This window comes from Allobranchiibius sp. GilTou38 (assembly GCF_017565325.1).
Lineage (GTDB): Bacteria > Actinomycetota > Actinomycetes > Actinomycetales > Dermatophilaceae > Allobranchiibius > Allobranchiibius huperziae.
In genome coordinates this window covers 94,943-111,296 of the sequence record NZ_JAGEKN010000006.1, presented here as the reverse complement: position 1 = coordinate 111,296, position 16,354 = coordinate 94,943, and the positions used below count along the sequence as shown (strand labels likewise).

General features: G+C 69.7%; 12 protein-coding genes and 1 tRNA gene. 2 read left to right on the top strand and 11 right to left on the bottom strand.

The features are described from left to right. Positions 1-103: 103 nt before the first annotated feature. A complete protein-coding gene (locus tag JOB34_RS05650) occupies positions 104-1,762 on the top strand; it encodes a sodium:solute symporter family protein (RefSeq protein WP_347813742.1) in 1,659 nt (552 codons plus the stop codon). A 9-nt stretch (positions 1,763-1,771) separates the two neighbouring features. Continuing rightward, a complete protein-coding gene (locus JOB34_RS05645) occupies positions 1,772-2,065 on the top strand; it encodes a hypothetical protein (RefSeq protein WP_179480455.1) in 294 nt (97 codons plus the stop codon). A 73-nt stretch (positions 2,066-2,138) separates the two neighbouring features. Here JOB34_RS05645 and JOB34_RS05640 read toward each other — a convergent pair. The 11 genes from JOB34_RS05640 to JOB34_RS05595 form a co-directional block, all read right to left on the bottom strand. After that, positions 2,139-2,224: transfer RNA gene (locus JOB34_RS05640), tRNA-Leu, on the bottom strand. Positions 2,225-2,359: 135 nt separating this feature from the next. Next, positions 2,360-3,832, bottom strand: coding sequence for a pyruvate kinase (pyk, locus tag JOB34_RS05635; RefSeq protein WP_208051793.1), 1,473 nt, complete (start codon positions 3,830-3,832; stop codon positions 2,360-2,362). A 71-nt stretch (positions 3,833-3,903) separates the two neighbouring features. After that, a complete protein-coding gene (locus JOB34_RS05630; protein WP_208051792.1) occupies positions 3,904-5,361 on the bottom strand; it encodes a glutamate synthase subunit beta in 1,458 nt (485 codons plus the stop codon). Continuing rightward, entirely contained in the window at positions 5,354-9,901 is a 4,548-nt protein-coding gene (gltB, locus tag JOB34_RS05625) for a glutamate synthase large subunit (protein ID WP_208051791.1), read from the bottom strand. The genes JOB34_RS05630 and gltB overlap by 8 nt, the downstream gene beginning before the upstream one ends. Positions 9,902-10,077: 176 nt before the next feature. Then, positions 10,078-11,019: a prolipoprotein diacylglyceryl transferase gene (gene lgt / locus JOB34_RS05620; protein ID WP_208051790.1), complete on the bottom strand. Its 942-nt coding sequence runs from the start codon at positions 11,017-11,019 to the stop codon at positions 10,078-10,080. Next, positions 11,016-11,804 (bottom strand): tryptophan synthase subunit alpha, encoded by a 789-nt coding sequence (gene trpA / locus JOB34_RS05615; protein WP_347813741.1) that lies wholly within the window; start codon positions 11,802-11,804, stop codon positions 11,016-11,018. Before trpA ends, lgt begins: the two co-directional genes overlap by 4 nt. A 5-nt stretch (positions 11,805-11,809) precedes the next feature. Next, a complete protein-coding gene (trpB, locus tag JOB34_RS05610; RefSeq protein ID WP_208051788.1) occupies positions 11,810-13,093 on the bottom strand; it encodes a tryptophan synthase subunit beta in 1,284 nt (427 codons plus the stop codon). Further along, on the bottom strand, positions 13,090-13,890 hold the full coding sequence (gene trpC / locus JOB34_RS17425) for an indole-3-glycerol phosphate synthase TrpC (RefSeq protein WP_347813740.1): 801 nt from the start codon (positions 13,888-13,890) through the stop codon (positions 13,090-13,092). Before trpC ends, trpB begins: the two co-directional genes overlap by 4 nt. A 5-nt stretch (positions 13,891-13,895) precedes the next feature. Then, complete coding sequence (locus JOB34_RS17420) at positions 13,896-14,159, bottom strand: HGxxPAAW family protein (RefSeq protein WP_233762293.1); 264 nt, start codon at positions 14,157-14,159, stop codon at positions 13,896-13,898. 71 nt (positions 14,160-14,230) lie between these two features. After that, positions 14,231-14,812, bottom strand: a complete 582-nt coding sequence (locus JOB34_RS05600) for a Trp biosynthesis-associated membrane protein (protein WP_208051786.1) — start codon at positions 14,810-14,812, stop codon at positions 14,231-14,233. Further along, positions 14,809-16,353 (bottom strand): anthranilate synthase component I, encoded by a 1,545-nt coding sequence (locus JOB34_RS05595; RefSeq protein ID WP_208052378.1) that lies wholly within the window; start codon positions 16,351-16,353, stop codon positions 14,809-14,811. The genes JOB34_RS05600 and JOB34_RS05595 overlap by 4 nt, the downstream gene beginning before the upstream one ends. Position 16,354 lies beyond the last annotated feature (1 nt).

Here is a 16,354-nt window from a genome sequence, read left to right as displayed (position 1 = left end):
TGACGTTGCACACGGGCGGCCGCCGACCCGTCGGCACGATGCCGCCGATTCACGCAAGCACGTGGAGCTCGGACGAGTCGAGCACAGCCATCGGGGTACTCCGGTGAACGCCGTGGCCGGCGGCCTGCGGCTGGATGCCGGGCCGATCGACTACATCCTCATCGCGACATATTTCGTCTTCGTGCTCGGCATCGGCCTGATTGCCCGCAGTCAGGTCTCCAGCAGCGTCGACTTCTTCCTGTCCGGCCGGTCGCTACCGGCATGGATCACCGGGCTCGCGTTCGTCTCGGCCAACCTCGGCGCGACCGAGATCATGGGCATGTCGGCCAACGGCGCGCAGATCGGGCTGCCGACCTTCCACTACTACTGGATCGGCGCCGTCCCAGCGATGCTCTTCCTCGCCGTGGTGATGATGCCCTTCTACTACGGCTCCGGGGTGCGCAGTGTCCCGGAGTTCATGTACCGGCGCTTCGGTTCCGCGGCCCACCTGGTCAACTCGATCAGTTTCGCCGTGGCCCAGCTGCTGATCGCGGGTATCAACCTCTACCTGCTGGCGACCATCGTCAACACCCTGTTCGGCTGGAACATCTGGCTGTCCACGGTGATCGCTGCGCTCATCGTCCTCAGCTACATCACCCTCGGTGGTCTATCAGCGGCGATCTACAACGAGGTGCTGCAGTTCTTCGTCATCGTGGCGGCGCTGCTGCCGCTCACCATCATCGCGATGAAGAAGATCGGTGGGTGGAACGGCCTCACCAGCAAGCTCACCCACGACCAGACCCACTCGTGGCCAGGCAACGGGCTCACGGGCTTCAGCAGCTCGTTCCTCTCCATCCTCGGCATCGTCTTCGGTCTGGGCTTCGTGCTCTCGTTCGGCTACTGGACGACCAACTTCGTCGAGGTCCAGCGCGCGATGGTCAGCAAGGACATGAACTCCGCCAAGCGGGCGCCGGTCATCGGCTCCTTCCCGAAGATGTTCATCCCCTTCATCGTGATCATCCCGGGCATGGCGGCCGCCGGTCTCGGCGCGTTCGCCGGCGAGAAGAAGCCGGACTACAACAACGCGCTGCTCTTCCTGATGCGCGACCTGTTGCCGAACGGACTGCTCGGCGTCGCCATCGCCGGTCTGCTCGCGGCATTCATGGCCGGTATGGCCGCCAACCTGTCGGCGTTCAACACGGTGATGAGCTACGACATCTGGCAGACCTACATCCAGAAGGACCGCAGCGACGACTACTACCTGGCGTTCGGGCGGATCGCGACGGTCCTCGGCACGCTGGTCGCCGTAGGGACGTCGGCGTTCGCCAGCCAGTACCCGAACGTCATGAACTACCTGCAGACCCTCTTCGGGTTCTTCAACGCACCGCTCTTCGCGACCTTCATCGTCGGCATGTTCTGGAAGCGGATGACCCCCACGGCCGGCTGGACCGGTCTGGTGTCGGGAACGCTCGGCGCTCTCGTGGTGGCGATCCTGTCCAAGGACGCGCTCGGCAACTTGTCCATCGGCGCGCTGAACCTCACCGGCCAGGGCGCCAGCTTCGTCAGTGCAGGTGCGGCATTCGTCGTCGACGTGATCGTGAGCGTCGTGGTCACGATGTACACGAGTCCCAAGCCGGAGTCGGAGCTTCGGGGACTGGTCTACTCGATGACCCCCAAGGCCGACTTCGCCGAGGGCGAGGTCGCCCACTGGTGGCTCTCCCCCACCAAGCTGGCCGGTTTGTCCCTGGTCCTCGTCATCATTCTCAACGTCATCTTCCACTAAGGACGTCTCATGGCTCAGACGACAACAGCGCCCGCCCATCGGCGCGCGGCCGGTCTCTTCGACGTCCGCAACATCATCGCCGCGCTCTTCGCGATCTACGGCGTGGTCCTCACGATCATGGGCGCCTTCAACTACACCGACTCCGACAGTCACAAGACGGGCGGGGTCAACCTCAACCTGTGGTCCGGGCTCGCGATGATCCTGGTAGCGGTCCTGATGGCTCTGTGGGCCGGGCTGCGACCGATCATCGTGCCGGTCGAGGACGAATCAGCCGACAAGAGCACGGCACCGAAGGAGTTCTAGCTCTCCTGGCTCGACGTACGACGAACGGGGGGTCCTGGTGGATCCCCCGTTCGTCGTTCTCACGGTGCGAGGCTGGTGCCGGGAGCGGGATTCGAACCCGCACGCCCTTTCGAGCAGAGCATTTTGAGTGCTCCGTGTCTGCCATTCCACCACCCCGGCGGTGGTTCATGCGCGCGCCAGCATACGGGGCGGCGTACACGGTCGCGACGGTGGCACACGTCGGCCCCAGGGCCACAGGTCGACCTGTGGCCGTCGGGCCGAACTGCGTCAGGGTCGGCGGCGCACTGGTCGCGGCTAGATCATCGGGCCGTCGTACGACGTGGCCGGCTCGTCGTACGCCGCCGCCACCTTGTTCTTGGCGTCGCCCATCTGGTGGACCCGCAGCGCGTTGGTGGAGCCGGGGATGCCGGGAGGCGATCCGGCGATGATGACCACGAGGTCGCCCTCGACGCAGGCGCCGTTCGCCAGGAGGATCTCATCGACCTGCATGGCCATCTGGTCGGTGTGCTTGACCTCGGGCATCAGGTAGGGGTGCACCCCCCAGACCAGCGCGAGCCGGTTGCGCACGACCGGGTCGCAGGTGAAGGCCAGCATCGGGCGGGGGCTGCGCAACCGGGCCAGCCGCAGCGCGGAATCGCCGCTGGTGGTGAACGGGATGAGGTACTTCACCCCGAGCAGTTCGCCGATGTCGGCGGCGGCCCGTGTGACCGCGCCGCCCTTGGTGTGCGGGCGGGTGCCGAGCGGCGCGATGCGCTCCAGCCCGTGGTCCTCGGTGCTCGCGATGATCCGGGCCATGGTGCGGACGGACTCGATGGGCCACGCGCCGACGCTGGTCTCCCCCGACAGCATGATCGCGTCGGCGCCGTCCAGCACCGCGTTCGCGCAGTCGCTGGCCTCGGCGCGGGTCGGCCGGGAGTTCTCGATCATCGACTCCAGCACCTGGGTGGCGACGATGACCGGCTTGGCCGCGCGCCGGGCGAGCTCGACCGCGTGCTTCTGCACGATCGGCACCTCCTCGAGAGGAAGCTCCACACCCAGGTCGCCGCGCGCCACCATGATCGCGTCGAAGACCTCCACGATCTCGGCCAGGTTGTCGACGGCCTGGGGCTTCTCGATCTTCGCCACGACCGGCACCCGGCGTCCGACCTCGTCCATGATCTCGTGGGCGCGGTCGATGTCGGCCGCCTCGCGCACGAAAGAGAGCGCGATCAGGTCGGCGCCCAGCCGCAGTGCCCACCGCAGGTCGGCCTCGTCCTTGGCGGACAGCGCGGGGACGCTCACCGCGACCCCGGGCAGGTTGATGCCCTTGTTGTTGGAGACCGTGCCGCCTTCGACGACCTCGGTGAGCACGTCGGTCGCGGTGACCTGGAGGGCTCGCAGCGAGACCTTGCCGTCGTCGATGAGCAGGGAGTCGCCGGGCTGCACGTCGCCGGGCAGTCCCTTGTACGTCGTGGACACCCGCTCCTGCGTGCCGTCGACGTCGTCGCTGGTGATGGTGAACCGATCGCCCTTGATCAGCACGATCGGGCCGGCCGAGAAGCGGCCGGTGCGGATCTTGGGGCCTTGCAGGTCGCAGAGGATGGCCAACGGGCGGCCGCTCTGTTCACTGGCGCGGCGCAGGTTGTTGTAGACCTCCTCGTGGTCCTCGTACGCGCCGTGCGACAGGTTGAGGCGGGCGACGTCCATGCCCGCCTCGACCAGTTCGCGACAGCGTTCCGCGGAGGAGGTGGCAGGACCGAGCGTGCAGACGATCTTGGCGTGACGCATGCGTCGAGCCTATCGACGGCGCACGGTCTGTCGCGCACCCGATACGCCGTACTACCAGGTAACTTCGCCGATCAGACGGTGAGCGGCCGATCGGTCGGAGCGATCGGCGCCGGGAGGTCCGACGCACCGCTGAGGAACGCGTCCACCCCACGTGCGGCGGCCCGCCCCTCGGCGATCGCCCAGACGATCAGGGACTGGCCGCGACCGGCGTCGCCGGCGACGAAGACGCCCGGCACGCTCGACATGAAGTCGGCGTCGCGTCGCACGTTCGTGCGCTCGTCCAGCTCGACCCCGAGCTGCTCGATCAGTCCCTCGCTCTGTGGGCCGAGGAAGCCCATGGCGAGCAGCACCAGGTCGGCCGGGAGCTCCCGCTCGGAGCCCTCGACCTCCTCGAAGCCGCTGCCCTTGCGCTCGACCTCGACCAGCCGCAGTGCCTTCACGTTCCCGTTGCCGTCGTCCAGGAACTCCTTGGTGCTGATCGCGTAGACCCGCTCGCCGCCCTCCTCGTGCGCGCTCGCCACGCGGTAGAGCATCGGGTACGTCGGCCACGGGTTGGCCTCGGCACGCTCCTCACCGGGCTTGGGCATGATCTCCAGCGACGTCACGGACGCGGCGCCCTGGCGGTGGGAGGTGCCGATGCAGTCGGCACCGGTGTCGCCGCCGCCGATCACGACCACGTGCTTGTCCTTGGCGGTGATCTGGTCCTCGACCTGCTCACCGAGCGCCGCCCGGTTGGCGCCCGGCAGGAAGTCCATCGCCTGCACCACACCGTTCAGCTCGTGGCCCGGGGCCGGCAGGCCACGCCGGACCGTGGCGCCGATCGCGAGCACGACCGCGTCGTACCGCTGGCGCAGCGCCGATCCGGTGAGCTCTCCCCCGACGTCGGTCGAGCAGCGGAACCGGGTTCCCTCGGCCATCATCTGCTCCAGGCGACGGTCCAGGACCGCCTTCTCCATCTTGAACTCGGGGATGCCGTAGCGCATCAGACCGCCGGGCTTGTCGTCGCGTTCGTACACGGCGACCGTGTGACCGGCCCGGGTCAGCTGCTGGGCGGCGGCCAGCCCCGAGGGGCCGGAGCCGATGACGGCCACGGTCTTGCCGGTCAGACGGGTGGGCAGTTGGGGCTCGACCGCGCCGGCTTCGAAGGCCTGCTCGATGGTGGTCAGCTCGACCTGCTTGATGGTGACCGCGGGCTCGCTGATCCCGAGCACGCACGCCGTCTCGCACGGTGCGGGGCACAGCCGGCCGGTGAACTCCGGGAAGTTGTTCGTGGCGTGCAGCCGCTCGATCGCGTCGGGCCAGTCGCCCTTCCAGGCAAGATCGTTCCATTCAGGGATCAGGTTGCCGAGAGGACACCCGTTGTGACAGAACGGGATTCCGCAGTCCATGCAACGGCCCGCCTGCTGCTGCAGCTCTGCGAGCTGCTGCTCCTCGTAGACCTCTTTCCAGTCCTTGATCCGTACCGAGACGGGCCGACGCTTCGGCAGCGCCCGGTCGCGGACCTTCAGGAACCCTCGTGGGTCAGCCACGGTTCACCTCCATGATTCGTTCCCAGACCTGGCCGCCGTCGGGGTCCAGCCCCTCCGCGTCGGCCTTGGCCCGCACGTCCAGCACCCGCTGGTAGTCGCGCGGCAGTACGAGGCTGAGGCGCGCAGCGGCCTCGGGCCAGTTCGCGAGCAGCTTGGCGGCCACCTGCGATTCGGTCCAATCGTGGTGGTCGCGCAGCAGGGTGTGCACCCGCTCCAGGTCGTCCTCGCGGATGGGAAGGACGTCGACGAGCTCGGTGTTGACCATCTGCTCGTTCAGGTCGAGCACGAACGCCACGCCGCCGGACATCCCGGCGCCGAAGTTGCGTCCGGTCGGACCGAGCACCAGGACGGTGCCGCCGGTCATGTACTCGCACCCGTGGTCGCCCACGCCCTCGACGACCGCGGTCGCGCCGGAGTTGCGCACGCAGAACCGCTCGCCGACCTGACCGCGCAGGAAGACCTCGCCGCTCGTCGCGCCGTACGCGATGACGTTGCCCGCGATCGCGTTCAGCTCCGGCACGAACGACGCGTCGCGCGTCGGGCGGACGACGACCCGTCCGCCGGACAGGCCCTTGGCGACGTAGTCGTTGCCCTCGCCGAAGACCCGCAGCGTGATGCCCTGGGGCAGGAACGCGCCGAGCGACTGCCCCGCCGTGCCGGTGAGGGAGATGTCGATGGTGCCGTCGGCCAGCCCCTCGGGGTAGCGCTTGGTGACCTCGTGCCCGAGCATCGTGCCGACCGTGCGGTTGACGTTGCTGACGGGCAGCTCGATGCGCACCGGGGCCTTGTCCTGCAGCGCGTCGGCGGACAGCACGATCAGCTGCTGGTCCAGCGCCTTGGCCAGTCCGTGCTCCTGCGCCACCGTGTGATGACGGGGCGAGCCCTCGGGCACGTCGACGTCGGCCAGCACGGGCGACAGGTCCAGCCCCTGCGCCTTCCAATGGTCGACGGCCTCGCGGGTGTCCAGCGCGCCGACCTGGCCGACGGCCTCGTCGATGGTGGCGAAGCCGAGCTCGGCGAGCAGCTCGCGGACCTCCTCGGCGATGTACTCGAAGAAGGTCTCGACGAACTCCGGCTTGCCGCTGAACCGCGCCCGCAGCTCCGGGTTCTGCGTGGCGACGCCCACCGGGCAGGTGTCCAGGTGGCAGACGCGCATCATGATGCAGCCGCTCACCACCAGCGGCGCACTCGCGAAGCCGAACTCCTCGGCGCCGAGCAGGGCGGCCACGACCACGTCGCGGCCGGTCTTCAGCTGGCCGTCGGTCTGCACCACGATGCGGTCGCGCAGGTTGTTGAGCAGCAGCGTCTGCTGCGTCTCGGCCAGGCCGATCTCCCAGGGACCACCGGCGTGCTTGAGGGAGGTCATCGGCGCAGCGCCCGTGCCGCCGTCGTGACCGGAGATGAGGACGACGTCCGCGTGCGCCTTGCTGACGCCGGCGGCCACGGTGCCCACACCGACCTCGGAGACCAGCTTGACGTGGATCCGCGCCTGGGGGTTGGCGTTCTTCAGGTCGTGGATCAGCTGCGCCAGATCCTCGATCGAGTAGATGTCGTGGTGCGGCGGGGGCGAGATCAGCCCGACGCCCGGGGTGGAGTGCCGGGTGCCGGCGATCCACGGGTAGACCTTCGGGCCGGGCAGCTGGCCGCCCTCACCGGGCTTGGCACCCTGCGCCATCTTGATCTGGATGTCGTCGGCCTGGGTCAGGTAGACGGAGGTGACGCCGAACCGGCCCGACGCGACCTGCTTGATCGACGAACGGCGTTCGGGGTCGAGCAACCGGTCCAGGTCCTCACCGCCCTCGCCAGTGTTGGAGCGCGCGCCGATCCGGTTCATCGCGACCGCCAGGGTCTCGTGCGCCTCCTTGCTGATCGAGCCGTAGCTCATCGCGCCGGTGGAGAAGCGCTTCACGATCTCGCTGACCGGCTCGACCTCGTCCAGCGGAATGGGCTCGCGGCCTGAGTCGAAGCGGAAGAGCCCGCGCAGCGTCATGAGTCGCGCGGACTGCTCGTCGACGCGCGCGGTGTACTGCTTGAAGATGTCGTAGCGCCGCGACCGGGTCGAGTGCTGCAGCCGGAAGACGGTCTCGGGGTCGAAGAGGTGCGGCTCGCCGTCGCGCCGCCACTGGTACTCCCCACCGGTCTCGATGGTGCGGTGCGGCGGACGCTGGCCGCTCTTGGGGTACGCCGTGGCGTGCCGGGCGGCGACCTCCTTGGCGATGACGTCCAGCCCGACCCCGCCGAGGCGGGAGAAGGTGTCGGTGAAGTAGTCCTTGATGAGCTCGTCCGACAGCCCGACCGCCTCGAAGACCTGCGCGCCCCGGTAGGACGCGACCGTGGAGATGCCCATCTTCGACATCACCTTGAGCAGGCCCTTGCCGAGTGCCTTGATCAGGTTGCGGGTGGCCTGGTCGGCGCTGATCTCGGGCAGCTCGCCGCGCCGGACCATGTCCTCGACGGACTCCATGGCGAGGTAGGGGTTGACCGCGGCCGCGCCGTACCCGACGAGCAGCGCGACGTGGTGCACCTCGCGCACGTCGCCCGCCTCGACCAGCAGCCCGACCTGGGTGCGGGTCTTCTCGCGTACCAGGTGGTGGTGCACGGCGGCGGTCAGCAGCAGCGACGGGATGGGCGCGAACTCGGAGTTGCTGTCCCGGTCCGACAGCACCACGAAGCGGTAGCCGTCGGCGATGGCCTGGCTCACCTCGGCGAAGATGCCCTGCAGCCGCGCGCGCAGCGCGGTCGCGCCGCCCTCGACGTTGTAGGTGCCGCGGATGACGTAGGTGCCGTAGCCCGGGAAGTTGCCCTCGGCGTTGATGTGCACGAGCTTGGACAGCTCGTCGTTGTCGATGACCGGGAAGGGCAGCTCGACCTGGCGGGCGTGCGCCGGCCCGATCTCCAGAGCGTTGCTCTCCGGACCCATCAGGGTGCCGAGGGAGGTGACCAGCTCCTCGCGGATGGAGTCCAGCGGCGGGTTGGTGACCTGGGCGAAGAGCTGGCTGAAGTAGTCGAAGATGAGCCGCGGGCGCTGCGACAGCACCGCGATCGGGGTGTCGGTGCCCATCGAGCCGAGTGCCTCGCCGCCGGTGCGGGCCATGGGCGCGAGGAGCACCCGCAGCTCCTCCTGGGTGTAGCCGAAGGTCTGCTGGCGGCGTTCGACCGATGCCGGGGTGTGCCAGACGTGCTCGCGCTCCGAGAGGTCCGCGAGCTTGATGATCCCGGCGGTCAGCCACTCGCTGTACGGGTGCTCGGCTGCCAGCTCCTGCTTGATCTCCTCGTCGCTCACGATCCGGCCCTCGGCGGTGTCGAGCAGGAACATCCGGCCCGGACGCAGCCGTCCCTTGCGCACGATGCGGGTGGGGTCGAGGTCGAGTACGCCGGCCTCGGAGGCGAGCACGACCAGTCCGTCGTCGGTGACCGAGTAGCGGCCGGGACGCAGTCCGTTGCGGTCCAGGACCGCGCCGATCAGGGTGCCGTCGGTGAAGGTCACACAGGCCGGGCCGTCCCAGGGCTCCATGATCGTGGAGTTGTACTCGTAGTACGCGCGTCGGGCGGGGTCCATGGTCGCGTGGTTCTCCCACGCCTCCGGGATCATCATCAGCACCGAGGCGGGCAGGCTGCGGCCCGCCAGGTGCAGCATCTCCAGGACCTCGTCGAACGACGCGGAGTCGGAGTTGCCCGGAGTGCAGACCGGGAACGTGCGCGACAGGTCGCCGCCGAAGACCTCGCTGGCCAGGGTGGATTCGCGGGCGCGCATCCAGTTCTGATTGCCCCGCACGGTATTGATCTCGCCGTTGTGCGCGATCATCCGGTAGGGATGCGCCAGCTTCCACGACGGGAAGGTGTTGGTGGAGAAGCGCTGGTGCACCAGGGCCAGCTGGGAGGTGAAGCGCTCGTCGGACAGGTCCGGGAAGAACGGCTCCAGCTGCCCGGTGGTGAGCATGCCCTTGTAGACGATGGTCCGCGCCGAGAGCGAGGGAAAGTACACATCGGTCTCGTGCTCGATGCGCTTGCGCAGACAGAACGCCATCCGGTCCAGTTGGATCCCCGCGGCCTCACCGTCGGCGTCGGCCACGAAGGCCTGGCGGAAGACCGGCATCACGTCGAGCGCCGCCTGCCCGACACCGTCGGGGTTGACCGGCACGTCGCGCCAGCCGACGACCCGCAAACCCTCCTCGCCGGCGATCTGCGCGAAACGCTCGCCGATGTGCCACTGGGCATCGGGGTCGACGGGCATGAAGGCGATCCCGACGGCGTACCGGCCGGCGGGCGGCAGCTCGAAGTCGCACACCCCGCGCAGCAGCTCGTCGGGGATCTGGGTGAGGACGCCGACGCCGTCGCCGACGCTCGGGTCCGCGCCGGTGGCTCCGCGGTGCTCGAGGTTGCGCAGCGCCGTCAGCGCGTGCTCGACGATGTCGTGCCCGGCCCAGCCGCGCATCGTGGCGACCATGGCCACACCGCACGCATCCCGCTCGAAACGGGGGTCGTAGAGCCCCTGGGCCTTCGGCACCGAGGTGAAGCCGGGGTTGTCGCGAACGCTCATCGCACCCACCGTCCTGTCGTCGTCGTGCGCCCCGGCGAGGGGGCGCATGCGCTCACGCGTTGCGCACATCCTTGAAGAGACCGCGCCCTCGGCGCCGGCTCTGCACTGGTGATCCAGTGACCTGCGGGACGACGTTGGCCTGCGGGGCGCTCAGCGTATCCGGGCCCCTCTGGTGTTCACAAGGTGGACGTATCCGTCTCATCCGTCGAGACGCTTTCTGCCGTGGCGGTGTCGTCGGACCGCTCGTCGTCGGTCGCCCCGGCGTCCTCATGCCGCTCGGCCAGGCCTTCGCGCACACCGTCCGGATGATTCCGGCCGGTCCACAGGAAGAGCGCCAGTCCGCCGAGGAATACCAGGATGCAGACCCACACGTTCACGCGCAGGCCCAGGATGTGGTTGGCGGGGTCGGTGCGCATCAGCTCGAAGACGATGCGGCCGACCGGGTAGAGCATCACGTAGAGCCCGAGGACCCGGCCGCGCCCGAGGAGCAGGCGTCGATCGAGCACGAGGATGACCGCCGCGATGAGCAGGCACCAGATGGCCTCGTAGAGGAAGGTCGGCTGGTAGTAGCCGAGCACGACCGCGTGACCGTTCTGGACGACCGCGTGGCCGCGTGACTCGTCCCACTCGTGGATCTGCAGCTTCCAGGGCAGGTCGGTCCGGCCGCCGTACAGCTCGTTGTTGAACCAGTTGCCCCAGCGCCCGATCGCCTGCGCGACCAGCACGCCGGGCACGGCTGCGTCGGCGAAGTCCAGGAAGCTGATGCCCGCCTTGCGGGATCCGATCCAGCCCCCGAGCGCGCCCAGGGCGACGGCGCCCCAGATCCCGAGGCCGCCGTGCCAGATGGCGAAGGCGTTGAGCGGGTGGCCGCCCTCGCCGAAGTAGGCCTGCGGCGAGGTGATCAGGTGGTAGACCCGGCCGCCGACGATGCCGAATGGCACGGCCCACCAGGCGACGGTGTAGACGTCGTCGGGGGTGCCGCCGCGCGGGATCAGGCGACGGCCGGCGATCCAGACGGCGACGAAGATCCCTACGAGGATGCACAGCGCGTAGGCACGCAACGGAAGCGGCCCGATCCAGAGGACTCCCTGGGTCGGGCTGGGCAGGTACGAGGTCATGTCCGGCGCACGCCGTCCGCGAGACGGCCGGTGAGCGAGCGCAGCTCGTCCAGGCCGGCGGCAAAGGAGTCGGCCTCGAGCAGACACCGCACCAGGGCCGATCCGACGATGACACCGTCGGCGAACCGGGCCACCTGGTGCGCCTGCTCGGGCGTTGACACGCCGAGGCCGACGCAGACGGGAAGGTCGGTCACCTCACGGGTGCGCTCGACGAGCACCTGCGCCTGGTCGCCCACACTGTCGCGAGCTCCGGTGACGCCCATCAGCGACGCGGCATAGACGAAGCCGCGGGTGGCCGCCGTGGTGCTGGCCAACCGCTGCGGGGTCGAACTCGGGGCGACCAGGAAGATCCGGTCCAGGTCGTGGTCGTCGCTGGCGGTGATCCACTCGCCGGCCTCGTCGGGGACGAGGTCAGGGGTGATCAGACCGCTCGCGCCGCTCTCGCGCAGCTTCGCCGCGAACGTGTCGACGCCGAACCGCAGCACGGGGTTCCAGTAGGTCATCACCACGGCCGCGCTTCCGGCCTGCGTGATTGCCGCGGCAGCGTCGAAGACGTCGGCGACGCGTACGCCGTTCTCCAGCGCCTTCGTCGCGGCGTTCTGGATGACCGGACCATCCATCAGCGGGTCGGTGTAGGGCAGGCCGACCTCGACGATGTCCGCGCCGGACTGCGCCATCGCGAGCATCGCCTCGATGGACTGCTCGACGGTGGGGAACCCGGTGGGCAGGTAGCCGATCAGCGCCGCGCGGCCCTCCTTCTTGGTGCGGGCCAGGACCTCGCTCACCCCGGTCACGTCTGGCTCTCCCCGCCACCGGTCGCGGCCTCGTCGTCCGCGGGCCGCGGCGCGTCGCCCGGAGGAGTTGTCGCCTCGTCGTCCAGCAGACCGAACCAGCTCGCCGCCGTGTGCACGTCCTTGTCGCCACGCCCCGACAGGTTGACCAGCACCATCCCGGACGGTCCGAGCTCACGGCCGATCTTCATGGCGCCGGCCAGCGCGTGCGCGCTCTCGATGGCCGGGATGATTCCTTCGGTCCGGCACAGCAGACGGAACGCCTCCATGGCCTCGTCGTCGGTCACCGGGTAGTACTCCGCGCGACCGCTGTCGCGCAGGAACGCGTGCTCGGGACCGACGCTGGGGTAATCGAGTCCGGCTGACACCGAATGGGATTCGACGGTCTGGCCGTCCTCGTCCTGCAGCACGTAGGTGTAGGCACCGTGCAGGACTCCGGGCTCGGCCTGACCACTGAAGCGGGACGCGTGCCGACCGGAGTGAACTCCCTCTCCGCCGCCCTCGAGACCCACGAGGCGCACGCCGGCGTCGTCGATGAACCGGTGGAAGATCCCCATCGCGTTCGATCCGCCGCCCACGCACGCGCAGATCGCGTCCGGCAGCCGGCCGTACTCGTCGAGCATCTGGGCCCTGGCCTCCACCCCGATGATGCGGTGGAAGTCGCGCACCATCTCCGGGAACGGGTAGGGCCCGGTGACGGTGCCGAGCACGTAGTGGGTGCGGTCGACGTTGGCGACCCAGTCGCGGAACGCCTCGTTGACCGCGTCCTTCAGTGTCTGCGAGCCGTGCTCGACCGGCACGACCGTCGCGCCGAGCAGCCGCATCCGGGCGACGTTCAGCGCCTGGCGCTCGGTGTCGACCTTGCCCATGTAGACGACGCATTCCAGGCCGAGCAGGGCGGCCGCCGTCGCGGTCGCGACACCGTGCTGGCCCGCTCCGGTCTCGGCGATGACCCGCGTCTTGCCCATCCGGCGGGTGAGCAGCGCCTGCCCCAGCACGTTGTTGATCTTGTGCGAGCCGGTGTGGTTCAGATCCTCGCGCTTCAGCACGACCTGGGCCCCGCCGCAGTGCTCGGCGAAGCGCGGAACGGCCGTGAGGATGCTCGGCCGTCCGGTGTAGGTGCGGTGCAACTGGGTGAGTTCACCGGTGAACGCCGGGTCGACCATGGCCTTGGTGCGGAACTCGTCGAGCTCCTCCAGTGCGGCGACCAGGGCCTCGGGCACGTAGCGGCCCCCGAACTCGCCGAACCGGCCGAGCCCCGCCGAAGGCACAGCCGTCGTCATACCGTCGCCGCCCGTCCGGCGTCGATGAGTGCCGCCGCCGCCTCGCGCGGGGAGCCGCCGGTGACCAGCGCCTCGCCCACCAGCACTGCGGACGCGCCGTCGCGGACCACCGCCGTGACGTCGGCCGGTCCGCCGATTCCGGACTCGGCGACCTTGACCCTGTCATCGGGTACGAACGGCGCGAGGCGCCCGAATGCCGCGGGGTCGACCTCGAGGGTCTTCAGGTTGCGGGCGTTGACACCGATCAACTGCGCGCCGAGCGCGACCGCGCGCTCCAGCTCGGCCTCGTCATGCACCTCGACCAGGGCCGTCATGCCGAGTGCGGTGGCCTGCTGGTGGAGGTCGCGCAGCAGATGGTCGTCGAGGGCCGCGACGATGAGCAGGATCAGGTCGGCGCCGTGCGCGCGTGCCTCGGTGACCTGGTAGGGGTCGACCATGAAGTCCTTGCGCAGCACCGGGATCCGCACCCGTTCGCGGACGGCGTCCAGATCGCGCAGCGACCCGCCGAAGCGACGTCGCTCGGTCAGGACCGAGATGGCCGTGGCACCACCGGCCTCGTAGTCGGCGGCCAGCCCCGCCGGGTCGGCGATGTCGGCCAGGTCGCCCTTGCTCGGGCTGCGACGCTTGACCTCGGCGATCAGCTTCACCGGCCCGGGGGCGGTGAAGCGGGCGAGTGCGTCCAGAGCAGGCACTGCCTGGGCGGCGTCCTGTGCGAGTTGGGTGAGGGGCAGCAGCCGGCGGCGTTCCTCGAGGTCTTCGCGGACGCCGGCGACGATGTCGTCGAGAACAGTGCCCACGCCGGTCAGTGCACTCCGGTCTGTGCCTGGGTGGACACCTCGTGGTGCTCCTGCCTGCCGGGGGCCTGCAGCGCGGGAGCCCCGAAGCCGGCCTTGGCCAGGATCTTGCCCGCAGCCACACCGACCACGCAGATGACGACACCGACGATGTCCAGCGAGTGCCGCCCGAAGGCGACCCCGAAGGCGATGAAGACCGAGCCCAGCACCACCAGGCCGACCAGGGTCCACGCAGCGATGCTGTGTCCGTGGTTCTCGTGTTCTTCGGCCATCCGCGGTGCCCTCCGTGTACGACGTCGTCCCGCTGACTGCGCGGGGTGCCCCTGACGGGCGCTTCATTCTGTCAGGCCGGTCCGCGCGCGTCGCCCCGTGGGTCATCCGCCGTCGGGTCCTCGCCCTGGCTGAGCCGGTCCCATGCCGACACGGTGCGCTTGCGCGCTGCCGGGGCGTCGTACCTGCTGGACAGTCCGCTCCATCGCCGGCCGCCCACGAACCCGAGGACGCCGGTGAGGATCAGAAGGACGGCGCCCAGCACACCGACCCACGGCCAGAAGGTGAGCGCGCCGTGCGCGACGGCATCGCCCGTGCGACCGGTGGACCCCGCGGCGTGGTCGCGGATCGTGCCGTCCGGGTCGGTGATTACGTGCAGCGCGCCGTAGAGCGCGAGCACCCCGGCCAGCGCGGCCAGCACGGCGGCGACAGAGCGCGGCAGCCGCCCGACGGTCAGCAACGCGATGACCGCCGCGGCGCCCACCAGCGCGCCGGCCGTCACGACCGGGGCGGCGCTGGATCCACCGACCTGCACGTCCGCTCGTTGCAGCACCGCGTCGGCGACGCTCCCGGTCACCCAGGTGCGGCTCCCGGCCAACAACAGGAGTAGCGCCGCCACCAGACCGACGAAGAAGACCGACCGCTTGCTCGTCATGAGATGTCGCTCATTCCCTGCGCGGTGGCGACCGCTCGCAGCGCGGCGCGGGCCTTGCTCCAGGTCTCCTGGTACTCACTCTCGGGCACCGAGTCGGCGACGATGCCGGCGCCGGCCTGCACATGGGCCCGGCCGTCCTTGATGACGGCGGTGCGGATCGCGATCGCGAGGTCGAGGTCGCCGGCAAAGTCCAGATAGCCGACGACACCGCCGTAGACGCCGCGGCGCACCCCTTCGTAGCGATCGATCAGGGCCATCGCGCGCGGTTTCGGCGCGCCGGACAGGGTGCCCGCGGGGAACGTCGCGACCAGCACGTCGTACGCGCTGACACCCTCCCGCAGCCGGCCCACGACCGTGGACTCCAGATGCATGATGTGGCTGTAGTAGCGGGTCTGCATGAACTCCACCGTCTCGACGCTGCCGGGCGCACAGACCCGCTGCAGGTCGTTGCGCGACAGGTCCACGAGCATCAGGTGCTCCGCGCGTTCCTTGGGATCCGCGGCGAGCTCGGACGCCAGCCGCTGATCGTCCTCGGGGGTCTTCCCCCGCGGACGCGAGCCCGCGATCGGGTGCGTGGTGACCCGATCACCCTCGACCTTCACCAGGGCTTCGGGGCTGGAGCCGACGATGTCGTAGGTCGATCCGTCGTCCAGGGGGATCCGCAGCAGGTACATGTATGGACTGGGGTTGCTCACCCGCAGTGCTCGATAGACGTCGAGCGCGTCGGCTGCGCAGGGCACCGAGAGGCGTTGGGACACCACGATCTGGAAGGCCTCCCCGGAGCGGATCGCCTCCTTGGCCTCCTCGACCATGTCGTGGTACTGCTCACGCGAATGGGTGCTGACGGGCTCGTCCTCGCGCGGATCCGGCGCCGACACAGTACTGCGGGCGGGCGCCGCCAGCTCCGACTGCATCCGTTCCAGGCGCGCCAGCGCGTCGTAGTAGGAGCGCTCGACGCCTTCGGGGCGCCGGTCGTAGTTGATGGCGTTCGCGACCAGCAGGATCGAGCCGTCCGAGTGGTCCAGCACCGCTAGGTCCGAGGCCAGCATCATGCTGATCTCCGGCAGTCCTAGGTCGTCGCGACCGGTGTCCGGCAGCTTCTCGAAGCGGCGCACGGCGTCGTAGGTGACCGCCCCGACCATGCCGCCGGTGAGCGGTGGCAGACCCGGGATGCGCGGCGTGCGCAGGGCGTCGAGCGTGTCGGCGAGCGCCTGGGTGGGCGCACCGTCGGTGGGCACCCCGACCGGCGGCTCACCGATCCAGTGCGCCTGCCCGTCGCGTTCGCTGAGGGTGGCGCGGCTCGCGGCCCCGACGATGGAGTAGCGAGACCACACTCCCCCGTGCTCGGCGGACTCGAGCAGGAAGGTGCCGGGTCGGTCCCTGGCCAGCTTGCGGTAGACCCCGAGCGGAGTCTCCGCGTCCGCGAGCAGGCGTCGTACGACGGGGATCACCCGCCGATCCCGGGCCAGCTCGGCGAAGAGATCCGCTGAGGGCCAGTCCCGCCCGAACGTCAGGTCGGCGTGCAGATCGGTCGCGGTCACC